The 11,107-nt window shown below is 63.7% G+C and carries 12 protein-coding genes; 8 read left to right on the plus strand and 4 right to left on the minus strand.

From position 1 onward, the window contains the following. Window positions 1-23 precede the first annotated feature (23 nt). Together MFF34_RS17610 and MFF34_RS17615 are read right to left on the minus strand one after the other, a co-directional pair. Window positions 24-1,514 (minus strand): pitrilysin family protein, encoded by a 1,491-nt coding sequence (locus MFF34_RS17610; RefSeq protein WP_238215582.1) that lies wholly within the window; start codon window positions 1,512-1,514, stop codon window positions 24-26. Beyond that, window positions 1,507-2,862, minus strand: a complete 1,356-nt coding sequence (locus tag MFF34_RS17615; protein ID WP_186683357.1) for a pitrilysin family protein — start codon at window positions 2,860-2,862, stop codon at window positions 1,507-1,509. Before MFF34_RS17615 ends, MFF34_RS17610 begins: the two co-directional genes overlap by 8 nt. A 231-nt stretch (window positions 2,863-3,093) precedes the next feature. Here MFF34_RS17615 and ftsY point away from each other — a divergent pair, with 231 nt between their 5' ends. The 4 genes from ftsY to rpoH all read left to right on the plus strand — a co-directional run bounded on the left by ftsY (window position 3,094) and on the right by rpoH (window position 7,335). Next, on the plus strand, window positions 3,094-4,680 hold the full coding sequence (gene ftsY / locus MFF34_RS17620; protein ID WP_238215584.1) for a signal recognition particle-docking protein FtsY: 1,587 nt from the start codon (window positions 3,094-3,096) through the stop codon (window positions 4,678-4,680). Next, on the plus strand, window positions 4,677-5,348 hold the full coding sequence (ftsE, locus tag MFF34_RS17625) for a cell division ATP-binding protein FtsE (RefSeq protein WP_027592328.1): 672 nt from the start codon (window positions 4,677-4,679) through the stop codon (window positions 5,346-5,348). Before ftsY ends, ftsE begins: the two co-directional genes overlap by 4 nt. Then, window positions 5,345-6,367, plus strand: a complete 1,023-nt coding sequence (ftsX, locus tag MFF34_RS17630) for a permease-like cell division protein FtsX (RefSeq protein WP_085272240.1) — start codon at window positions 5,345-5,347, stop codon at window positions 6,365-6,367. The genes ftsE and ftsX overlap by 4 nt, the downstream gene beginning before the upstream one ends. A 113-nt stretch (window positions 6,368-6,480) precedes the next feature. Continuing rightward, on the plus strand, window positions 6,481-7,335 hold the full coding sequence (gene rpoH / locus MFF34_RS17635; protein WP_023378197.1) for an RNA polymerase sigma factor RpoH: 855 nt from the start codon (window positions 6,481-6,483) through the stop codon (window positions 7,333-7,335). A 172-nt stretch (window positions 7,336-7,507) separates the two neighbouring features. Here rpoH and mtgA read toward each other — a convergent pair whose 3' ends face one another. After that, window positions 7,508-8,218 (minus strand): monofunctional biosynthetic peptidoglycan transglycosylase, encoded by a 711-nt coding sequence (gene mtgA / locus MFF34_RS17640; RefSeq protein WP_238215586.1) that lies wholly within the window; start codon window positions 8,216-8,218, stop codon window positions 7,508-7,510. Between the two features lie 64 nt (window positions 8,219-8,282). Here mtgA and MFF34_RS17645 point away from each other — a divergent pair, with 64 nt between their 5' ends. The 4 genes from MFF34_RS17645 (at window position 8,283) to trmB (ending at window position 10,538) form a co-directional block, all read left to right on the plus strand. After that, entirely contained in the window at window positions 8,283-8,654 is a 372-nt protein-coding gene (locus MFF34_RS17645) for a DUF423 domain-containing protein (RefSeq protein ID WP_027592331.1), read from the plus strand. A 102-nt stretch (window positions 8,655-8,756) separates the two neighbouring features. Next, window positions 8,757-8,957: a sulfur carrier protein ThiS gene (thiS, locus tag MFF34_RS17650; protein ID WP_033693942.1), complete on the plus strand. Its 201-nt coding sequence runs from the start codon at window positions 8,757-8,759 to the stop codon at window positions 8,955-8,957. A gap of 54 nt (window positions 8,958-9,011) precedes the next feature. Further along, window positions 9,012-9,806 (plus strand): thiazole synthase, encoded by a 795-nt coding sequence (locus MFF34_RS17655; protein ID WP_027592333.1) that lies wholly within the window; start codon window positions 9,012-9,014, stop codon window positions 9,804-9,806. Between the two features lie 9 nt (window positions 9,807-9,815). Next, on the plus strand, window positions 9,816-10,538 hold the full coding sequence (gene trmB, locus MFF34_RS17660) for a tRNA (guanosine(46)-N7)-methyltransferase TrmB (RefSeq protein WP_238215588.1): 723 nt from the start codon (window positions 9,816-9,818) through the stop codon (window positions 10,536-10,538). Window positions 10,539-10,780: 242 nt separating this feature from the next. On the opposite strand, the gene MFF34_RS17665 is transcribed toward trmB, so the two are convergent. Beyond that, entirely contained in the window at window positions 10,781-11,107 is a 327-nt protein-coding gene (locus tag MFF34_RS17665) for a DUF3392 family protein (protein WP_027592335.1), read from the minus strand.

An 11,107-nucleotide genomic window follows, 5' to 3' on the forward strand; every position in this document is an offset into this window, starting at 1 on the left:
GGCGGGAGGGGTGGATCTTGGCATTAGTGCTCCGGTACGCCGAGCGGTTGCTCGGAAGGCTTGTCAGTGGGGGCTGGCAGCGGTTTTTGCGGCACCTTGGGGCCCGCGGTGACGATCACCAGTTTATCGGCTGACAGGTGTTTGTTCATGGCGGCCTTGACCTGCTCGACGGTGAGCGCCTGGGACTGCTGCATGAAGTCCTCCAGCCAGGTCAGCGGCAGGTTGTAGAAGCCAATGGCCCCCAGTTGGCCGACGATACTGGCGTTGCTGGCATTGGACAGCGGGAAGCTGCCGGCCAGCTCGCGCTTGGCATCGTCCAGCTCTTGCTGGGTCGGGCCGCTCTTGAGGTAATCGGCCAGGATGTCCTGGACCAGCTTGAGGGTGCCTTCGCTGAGTTCGGCGCGGGTTTGCAGGTTGATCATGAACGGACCACGTACCTGCATCGGGCTGAACACCGAGTAGACGCCGTAAGTGAGCCCGCGTTTTTCACGCACTTCGCTCATCAGGCGGGTGCCGAACGCACCACCGCCGAGGATCTGGTTGCCCAGCGACAAGGCCGGCCAGTCCGGGTCCTGGCGGTCGATACCCAGCTCGGCCAGCATCAGGTGGGTCTGCTTGGACGGGAAGTCGATGTGGGTCAGGCCCGCCTTGGGGTCGGTCGGTTGTGCCGGTGCGGCCAGCGCCGGGCCTTTCGGCAGGCCGGCGGATACCAGGGCGGCAATGGCTTCGGCTTCGGCGCGGCTGAGGTCGCCGACCAGGGCGATGACCGCGTTGCCGGCCGAGTAGGCCTTGGCGTGGAAGGCGCGCAGCTGTGCCAGGGTGATGCCGTTGATGCTCTCGGCGCTGCCGTCGCTCGGGTGGGCGTACGGGTGGTCGCCGTACAGCTTGCCGAACAAGGCCTTGCCCGCGAGCTTGCCGGGGTTCTGCTTGTCGTATTCGAAGCCGGCCAGCATCTGGTTCTTGATGCGCTTGAGGGCGTCCTCGGGGAAGGTCGGCTTGCCTGCCACTTCAGCGAACAGCTTGAGCGCCGGTTCGCGCTTGTCCTTGGTGCTCAGGCTGCGCAGCGATGCCACGGCCATGTCGCGGTACGAGCCGTTGCCGAAGTCTGCGCCCAGGCCCTCGAAGCCTTCGGCAATAGCGGTCACGTCCTTGCCGGCCACGCCCTCGTTGAGCATGGCGTTGGTCAAGGCGGCCAGGCCTGGCGTGCCGCCGTCCTGGCTGCTACCGGCGGCGAAGGTGACGCGCAGGTCGAACATCGGCAGTTCGCGGGCTTCGACGAACAGTACCCGGGCGCCTTCGGCGGTGTTCCAGTGCTGGATGTTCAGCTGACGTCGGCTGGGGGCCTTGCCGTCCAGCTCGGCCAGCGACTGCAGGGTGTTGGCGGGGCGGGCCGCGGTGCTGTCAGCCTTGGCCGCGTTGTCGGCCAGGGCCGGGGCCGTCAATACCGCCGCCAGCGCCAGGGCGCGTATGCCCGTGGCCAGCAGGGTGCGGCGTGGTGCGCTGCGATCACTCATGAGCGGACTCCTCGGGCAATACATGGGCAACGCTCAGGCGTTCGCGGGTGAAATAGGTGCGCGCAGCGTTCTGGATGTCTTGTGGGGTCACGCGCTTGAGCTCGTCCAGCTCGCTGTCGATCAGCTTCCAGGACAGGCCCACGGTCTCCAGCTGGCCGATGGTGGTAGCCTGGCTGCTGATGGAGTCGCGGTCGTAGACCAGGCCGGCGATCACCTGGGCGCGCACGCGTTCGAGTTCTTCGGCGCTGGGTGGGGTGGTCTTGAGTTCTTCAAGCAACTGCCAGATGCCCTTTTCCACGTCTTCCATGGTTTTTTGCTTCTGCACGTTCGGCGTGGCCGAGATCAGGAACAGGCTGTCGCCACGGGTAAAGGCGTTGTAGCTGGACGACGCCCCGGCCACCAGTTCCTGGCCGCGCTCCAGGCGGGCTGGCATCCGTGCGCTGTAGCCGCCATCGAGCAGGGCCGAGATCAGGCGCAGGGCATGCACCGTGCGCGGGTCCTTGGCGGTCGGCAGGCCAGGTACGTTGAAGCCGTAGATCAGGCTCGGCAACTGGGTGCGCACGTGCAAGGTCAACTGGCGTTGGCCGGGCTCGGCTAGCTCAAGCGGCAGCTTGGCGGGCGGCACCGCACGCTTGGGAATGCCGGCGAAGTACTTTTGCGCCAGGCCCTTGACCTCATCGACGGTGACATCGCCGACCACCACTAGGGTGGCATTGTTGGGCGCATACCAGGATTCGTACCAATGGCGCAGCTCTTCGACCTTCATGCGATCGAGGTCGGCCATCCAGCCAATGGTCGGGGTGTGGTAGCCACTGGCAGGGTAGGCCATCGCGCGGAACAGCTCGAACGCCTTGGCATTGGGCTGATCGTCGGTGCGCAGGCGGCGCTCCTCTTTGATCACCTCTATTTCGCGGCTGAACTCGTCGGCGGGCAGGCGCAGGCTGGCCAGGCGATCGGCCTCCAGCTCAAGGGCCACCGGCAGGCGGTCGCGGGCCAGCACTTGGTAATAGGCCGTGTAGTCGTCGCTGGTGAAGGCGTTCTCTTCCGCACCCAGGTCGCGCAGGATGCGCGAGGCCTCGCCGGGGCCGACTTTGGCGCTACCCTTGAACATCATGTGTTCAAGGGCGTGGGACAGGCCGGTCTGGCCCGGGGTCTCGTAGCTGGAGCCCACCTTGTACCAGATCTGCGAGACCACCACCGGCGCGCGGTGGTCTTCGCGCACGACCACCTTGAGGCCGTTGTCGAGGATGAATTCGTGGGTCGGTTGCACATCGGCGGCGAAGGCCGCGAGCGGCAGGCAGAGCGTGCCGAGCAACAGGCCAGCGGCGCGGCGGGCTAGAGCATTCATACGGTGTTTAACCTGTTCGGCGGCCCGCAGGGTTTAGCGTCGGCGGGCCAGGAGGTGCTAGGATACTGATCCGGTTGCCTGGCGACCATGCCTGTCGCCGTTCTGGCCCACAGGACACTAAGACAAAACGTTGCGCATGAACCAGCCGGCTTCAAGATAGTCTGTTCTGCGTATAGAGAATTCCCGATGCGTCATTGCTGGCGCATCGCTACCCTGAGATAGCCGTCCTCCATGTTTGGTTCCAACGACGACAAAAAAGCGCCGGCCGAGTCTGGCGAAAAGAAAGGCCTGTTCAGCTGGTTTCGCAAGAAGCCGCAGCAACCTGTCGCCGAACAGCCGCAAACACCCGAGCCACAGGCTGAAGCGCCGGTAGCAGCGCAGCCTGCCGTCGAGCAGCCTGCTGTGGCGCCGGTCGAGCCGGTGGCCGCACAAGCCCCTGTTGCGCCCGAGCCGCCTCAACCTGTGCCGGCCCTGGCTGACCCAGAGCCTTCTCAGCCTGGCCAGCCCCCTGTGGCGGCGAGCATGCCCGCGAACGCGCAAGCCAGCGCGCCGCAGGTCGAACGCCCAGCGCCGGTGGTGACTGCCCCCGAAGCCCCGGTAATTCGCGCCGTCGAGCCGCCTGTCAGCAATCTGGTATTGCCAGTTGCCGAAGAGCCTGTGGCCCTCGTGCCGGACCTTGAACCCACGGCCCCGCCTGCAATTCCCGAGCGACCAGCGGTCGAGCCCGCCGCGCCGGTGGCAGCCGCACCCCAGCCAGCGCCGGTGGTTGCCGAGCCCGCCTCGGTGGCGGCTCCAGCTCCAGCTCCAGCTCCAGCTCCAGCAGCTCCAGCTCCGGCCCCGGTCGAACCCGAACCCGTTGCCGCGCCGGTCGCCACTGAACAGTCCAAACCCGGCTTCTTCGCCCGCCTCAAGCAGGGCCTGTCCAAGACCAGCGCCAGTATCGGCGAAGGCATGGCCAGCCTGTTCCTGGGCAAGAAAGTCATCGATGACGACCTGCTCGACGAGATCGAGACCCGCCTGCTGACCGCCGACGTTGGCGTGGAAGCGACTTCGGCCATCGTCCAGAACCTGACCCAGAAGGTCGCCCGCAAGCAGTTGGCCGATGCCGATGCGCTGTACAAGTCGCTGCAGGAAGAACTGGCCGCACTGCTGCGTCCGGTCGAGCAGCCGCTGAAGATCCAGGCGCAAAACAAGCCCTACGTGATCCTGGTGGTCGGCGTGAACGGCGCCGGCAAGACCACCACCATTGGCAAGCTGGCCAAGAAGCTGCAGCTGGAAGGCAAGAAGGTCATGCTGGCTGCGGGCGACACCTTCCGCGCCGCGGCGGTCGAGCAGTTGCAGGTTTGGGGTGAGCGCAACCAGATCCCGGTAATCGCCCAGCACACCGGTGCCGACTCGGCCTCGGTGATTTTCGACGCCGTGCAGGCCGCCAAGGCCCGTGGCGTCGACGTGCTGATCGCTGATACCGCCGGCCGTCTGCACACCAAAGACAACCTGATGGAAGAGCTGAAGAAGGTGCGCCGAGTGATCGGCAAGCTCGACGCCGAGGCGCCGCACGAGGTGCTGCTGGTGCTCGACGCCGGCACCGGCCAGAACGCCATCAGCCAGGCCAAGTACTTCAACCAGAGCGTCGAACTGACCGGCCTGGCCTTGACCAAGCTGGACGGCACCGCCAAAGGCGGCGTTATCTTCGCCCTGGCCAAGCAGTTCAGCATTCCGATCCGTTTCATCGGTGTGGGTGAAGGTATCGACGACCTGCGCACCTTCGAAGCCGAGCCGTTCGTCAAAGCGCTGTTCGCCGAGCGAGAGCATCCATGATCCGATTCGAACAGGTTGCCAAGCGCTATCCCAATGGCCATGTAGGCTTGCATGAGCTGAGTTTCCGGGCGCGCCGGGGCGAATTCCTGTTCGTCACCGGGCACTCGGGTGCCGGTAAGAGCACCTTGCTGCGCCTGCTGCTGGCCATGGAGCGCCCGACCAGCGGCAAGCTGCTGCTGGCAGGGCAGGACCTGGGCCAGATCAGCAATGCGCAGATCCCGTTCCTGCGCCGGCAGATCGGTGTGGTGTTCCAGAACCACCAGCTGCTGTTCGATCGCACGGTGTTCAACAACATCGCCTTGCCGCTGCAGATCCTCGGCCTGTCCAAGGCCGAGATCACCAAACGCGTCGACTCGGCCTTGGAGCGTGTCTCGCTGGCCGACAAAGGCGAACTGTTCCCGGCCGATTTGTCCACGGGGCAGCAACAACGGGTCGGTATCGCACGTGCCATCGTCCATCAGCCGGCCCTGTTGCTGGCCGACGAACCCACCGGCAACCTTGACCCGCGCCTGGCCGCAGAGATCATGGGCGTGTTCGAAGACATCAACCGCCTGGGCACCACGGTATTGATCGCCAGCCACGACCTGGCATTGATCGCGCGCATGCGGCATCGCATGCTGACCCTGCAGCGCGGCCGTTTGATCGGCGATGGGGAGGCCGGGCAATGAGCACTACACGTACGCCGAAGGTTTCCGAACGGGTTGCGCCGAAACCCGCCGACCCGCAACCGGCGAAGAAAAAGCGCGACGACGATGACGGCCCAGATTTCCGCACACTGCTGCACGCCTGGCTGGAAAGCCATCGCGCGAGCATGGCCGACAGCTTGCGTCGCCTCGGCAAGCAGCCGATCGGCAGCTTCTTCACCTGCCTGGTAATGGCAGTGGCGTTGAGCATGCCCATGGGCCTGTCGTTGCTGCTGAAGAACGTCGAAAAGCTCGGCGGCTCCTGGCAGCGCGCCGCGCAGATTTCGCTGTACCTCAAACTCGACGCTGGCAGCAAGGAAGGTGAAGCGCTGCGCGACGAGATCAAGCACATGCCCGGGGTGGCCGACGCGCTGTATGTCAGCCGCGACCAAGCGCTGGAAGAGTTCCAGCAGCAGTCCGGCCTGGGTGAGGCGTTGCGCGAGCTCCCCGAGAACCCGCTGCCTGGCGTGGTGGTGGTGACCCCGACCGAGGTCGACAAGCCAGCACTTGAAGCCTTGCGTCAGCGCCTGTCGGAGCTGCCAAAGGTCGAAGTGGCACAGCTGGACCTGGTCTGGGTCGAGCGCCTGGCGGCAATCCTGAAGCTGGGCGATCGCTTTGTCTTCGGCCTGGCTGTCATGCTGATTTCTGCGCTGCTGTTAGTAATCGGTAACACAATTCGTCTACATATTGAAAACCGTCGTACCGAGATCGAAGTGATCAAGCTGGTCGGCGGCACCGATAGCTATGTACGCCGGCCGTTCCTGTACATGGGCGCCTTGTATGGCCTGGGCGCGGGGCTGTTGGCCTGGGGCATCCTGGCATTCGGCCTGAACTGGCTGAACCAGGCGGTCGTCGGGCTCTCCGGGCTGTATGGCAGTGACTTCGCCCTGGGTGGGGTGCCGGCGTCCGATGGTCTGTCGCTCTTGATTGGAGCGGTACTGTTGGGGTATATCGGTGCATGGATCGCGGTCGCTCGCCATTTGAACGAGCTGGCGCCACGATAGTTTTTCCCGTGCCAGCATTGACTTTATTACCGTTTTGGGAACTTGTTTGCCGGTTTCCGGTCAATGTTGGCAGTGCCCACAAGGCGCGAGTCTAGTAAGTCGGAGGTTCTTGAATGACCACATCGTTGCAACCTGCCTATGCCCTGGTGCCCGGTGCAAACCTGGAAGCCTATGTGCACACGGTCAACAGCATCCCGTTGCTGACGGTCGAGCAGGAGCGTGATCTGGCCGAGCGTCTCTATTACGAGCAGGATCTTGAGGCCGCTCGGCAAATGGTGATGGCCCACCTGCGTTTCGTCGTACATATCGCCCGTAGCTATGCAGGCTACGGCCTGGCCCAGGCTGACCTGATCCAGGAAGGCAACGTCGGCCTGATGAAGGCCGTCAAACGCTTCAACCCAGAGATGGGCGTGCGCCTGGTGTCCTTTGCCGTGCACTGGATCAAGGCCGAAATCCACGAATTCATCCTGCGCAACTGGCGCATCGTCAAGGTGGCGACCACCAAGGCCCAGCGCAAACTGTTCTTCAATCTGCGCAGCCAGAAGAAGCGTCTGGCCTGGCTGAACAACGATGAAGTTCATCGCGTGGCAGAGAGCCTGGGCGTCGAACCGCGTGAAGTGCGCGAGATGGAAAGCCGACTGAGTGGTCAGGACATGGCCTTTGACCCAGCGGCGGAAGCCGATGATGACAGCGCGTTCCAGTCGCCTGCGCATTACCTGGAAGACCACCGCTACGACCCGGCCGTACAGCTTGAGGATGCCGACTGGAGCGACAACTCCACCAGCAACCTGCATGAAGCGCTGCAAGGCCTGGACGAGCGCAGCCGTGACATTCTCTACCAACGCTGGTTGGCGGAAGAGAAGGCGACGTTGCATGAGTTGGCGGACAAGTACAGCGTGTCGGCTGAGCGTATTCGTCAGCTGGAAAAGAATGCGATGAACAAGGTCAAGGCGTTGATCACGGTGTGATTCACGTTTGGCTGTACCAAAAAGCCGCTGGCCTGAAGAGGGTTGGCGGCTTTTTTGTTTGTGTTGGCTTTGCGGGCCCTTTCGCAGCACAAGGCTGCTCCTACAGGTCTTGCGCTAATACCTGTAGGAGCAGCCTTGTGCTGCGAAAGGGCCCGTAAAGCCCATCGATGATTCAAAGCCTGCGCGAAGCATCCAGCTGCATCAGGTAGCTAGGCCCACCCAACTGGCTCATCTGCCGCCGAATCCACCCGGCCCGACTGGCCACATAGGCGCTGGGCCGGCTGGCGCTCCACTTGATCGGGCTGGGCAATACCGCAGCCAGTTGCGCGGCCTGTTGCCGATTGAGCCGGCCGGCGTCGACCCCGAAGTGGTAGCGCGCCGCCGCCTGGGCGCCAAATACGCCATTGCCCCACTCAGCGCTGTTCAGGTAGACCTCGAGGATGCGCTCCTTCGACCAGAACAGCTCGATCAGCGCTGTGAACCAGGCCTCTAGGCCCTTGCGGAACCAACTGCGGCCCGACCACAGGAACAGGTTTTTGGCCACCTGCTGGGTCAGCGTGCTGGCCCCGCGAATGTTGCCGCCGCGTTCGTTGTAGGCCAGCGCTGCCTGAATGGCCGGGATGTCAAAACCCCAATGGGTAGCGAACTTCTGGTCCTCACCGGCAATGACTGCGACCTTGAGCTCATCGGAGATGTTCTCCCACGGTTCCCAGTCGCGCTGCAGGTCGATAGGCTCGCCATTCAGCCAGGACTCGACCTTGCGCTCGGCCATCAACGCCGTGCCAGGGGGCGGCACCCAACGAAACACCAGCACCAATACGATACTGCCGGCAGCGAACCAGAGCAGGGCGCGAGTGAGGCGGCGGATAAGGGATGGCAGCATGTCGATGGCTTGGCCGGGCGGGTGGAACGGGCCATTATACAGACCCGATACAAGGAGTCGTCCCATGCTTCGCAGCTTCCTCATGCTTGCCGCCTTTTTCGGCTTTACCGGTGTGGCCCTGGGCGCTTTCGCCGCGCATGGGCTGAAAAACCGCCTGACGCCAGACTACCTGGCCATCTTCCACACCGGCGTGACCTACCAGCTGGTGCATGCCTTGGCGATTTTCGGTGTTGCCGTGCTGGCAGCGCATTTGCCGGGGCGCCTGGTGGGCTGGGCCGGCGGTCTGTTCGCGCTGGGTATCCTGCTGTTCTCCGGTAGCCTGTACCTGCTGACCCTGACAGGCGTGAGCAAGCTCGGCATCATCACGCCCTTTGGCGGCCTGTGCTTCCTCGCCGGGTGGCTGTGCCTGGGCCTGGCAGCCTGGCGGCTGGGCTGACCGAGTGGTCCACAATCGCGACTAATGGCGTGCACCGGCCTTGGGTAAACGGGGTGTTCGGCGCTAGAATGCGTGCCCCAAAGCACAATGGTGGCCGTGCGCATGCGCATTCAACTGAACGGTGAACCTTACGAACTGCCCGCTGGCGAAAGCGTCGCGGCCCTGCTGACGCGCTTGGACCTCACCGGGCGCCGGGTAGCAGTGGAACTCAACCTGGATATCGTGCCGCGTAGCCAGCACGACAGCACTGCGCTGAACGAAGGCGACCAGGTCGAAGTGGTCCACGCCATCGGCGGCGGCTGATAGCGACTCGGCGGTTCACACGCAAGCCCAGTAACCTTTTCCCGAGGAACAACGATGAGCAACGTTCGTAGCGACAAGCCCTTTACCCTGGCCGGGCGCACTTTCCAGTCGCGCCTGCTGGTCGGCACCGGCAAATACCGTGACATGGAAGAAACCCGCCTGGCCATCGAGGCCTCGGGTGCCGAGATCGTCACCGTCGCTGTGCGCCGTACCAACATCGGTCAGAACCCGGGCGAGCCGAACCTGCTCGACGTGCTGCCACCCGACCGTTACACCATCTTGCCGAACACTGCGGGCTGCTACGACGCTGTCGAAGCCGTGCGCACTTGCCGCCTGGCCCGTGAACTGCTGGATGGCCACAACCTGGTCAAGCTGGAAGTGCTGGCCGACCAGAAAACCTTGTTCCCCAACGTGATCGAAACCCTCAAGGCCGCCGAAGTGTTGGTCAAGGACGGTTTCGACGTGATGGTCTACACCAGCGACGACCCGATCATCGCCCGTCAGCTGGCCGAAGCGGGCTGTATTGCGGTCATGCCGCTGGCTGGCCTGATCGGTACCGGCCTGGGCATCTGCAACCCCTACAACCTGCAGATCATCCTCGAAGAATCCAAGGTGCCGGTGCTGGTCGATGCCGGCGTGGGTACTGCCTCCGACGCCACCATCGCCATGGAGATGGGCTGCGAGGCGGTGCTGATGAACTCGGCCATCGCCCATGCCCAGCAACCGGTGTTGATGGCTGAAGCCATGAAGCACGCCATCGTGGCAGGTCGCCTGGCCTACCTGGCCGGCCGCATGCCGAAGAAACTCTATGCCAGCGCCTCTTCGCCGCTGGATGGTCTGATCAAGTAAGAGCTCCTGATGACTGAATCGCAAGAAACGCCGATCACCGCCGAAGGCGAAGAGCGCCCACACCGCCGTATCAAGAGCTTCGTGATGCGCGCCGGGCGCATGACGGAAGGTCAGCAACGCGGCCTGGACCAGGGTGGCCCCCTGTTCATCCTGCCCCTGGCCGACAGCCCGGTGGACTACGACCAGGTGTTCGGCCGTTCGGCGCCGCGCACCCTGGAGATCGGTTTCGGCATGGGCCACTCCCTGCTGGAGATGGCCGCTGCCGCGCCTGAGCAGGATTTCATTGGTGTCGAAGTGCACCGTCCGGGCGTTGGCGCGCTGCTCAATGGCGTGCTGACCCAAGGGCTGACGAACCTGCGGGTGTATGACTGCGATGCCATCGAAGTGCTCAACCGCTGCGTGGCCGATAACAGCCTCGACCGTTTGATGCTGTTCTTCCCAGACCCTTGGCACAAGGCGCGCCATCACAAGCGCCGCATCGTGCAGCTGGAGTTCGCAGAGCTGGTACGCCGCAAGCTCAAGCCGGGTGGCGTGTTCCACATGGCGACCGACTGGGAACCGTATGCCGAGTACATGCTGGAAGTGATGAGCGCTGCGCCCGGTTACCGTAACCAGGCGGCGGATGGCGCGTATGTGCCACGCCCGCAAGAGCGGCCGATCACCAAGTTCGAGCGCCGTGGTGAGCGCTTGGGGCATGGGGTTTGGGATTTGAAGTTCGAGAAGGTGGATTGATTGGGCGCTTGAGCCTTTCGAGCTCAGCCTGCTGAAATGACAGACAAAAAAACCGCCTGAGAAGGGCGGTTTTTTTATTGAAGCGATCAGACTGAGGATCCTTGTTTGTACTCAAGACCGCGAGGGATTCTGTGGGAGCGGGTTTACCCGCGAAGAATGCGACGCGGTACATGGCACGGGCTTCGCCCGTGTTCGCGGGTAAACCCGCTCCCACAGGGAAAGTGAAATGCTGTAGTCGTGCCTTACCCCCGCCGATCAGCCACCACGCCGATCAACACCAGCACCACCAGCAGCACGGGTGCCAACGCATAATTATTGAACTGGCCCAGCCCCTTCACCACCCACGGCGTGGCATAGATCAGCGCTGCACCGCTGCCGATCATCACCAGCAGGGCCATGAACGGCACGCGCAGGGCGCCGGCCAGGCTCCCTAGGCGTTGTTCCACCGTGGCTTTGATATCGGTGCCGAACAGCACCAGCAGGCAGCCTACCAAGGCCAGCGAAATCTCCGACAGGTTGCTGCGGCTCCAGCGGGAAGCCGTTGCAAGCAGATCAAGTACCAGGTCCAT

Origin of the sequence: Pseudomonas sp. PAGU 2196 (assembly GCF_022179005.1) — a bacterium.
In the GTDB taxonomy this organism is placed as follows: Bacteria; Pseudomonadota; Gammaproteobacteria; order Pseudomonadales; family Pseudomonadaceae; genus Aquipseudomonas; species Aquipseudomonas kermanshahensis.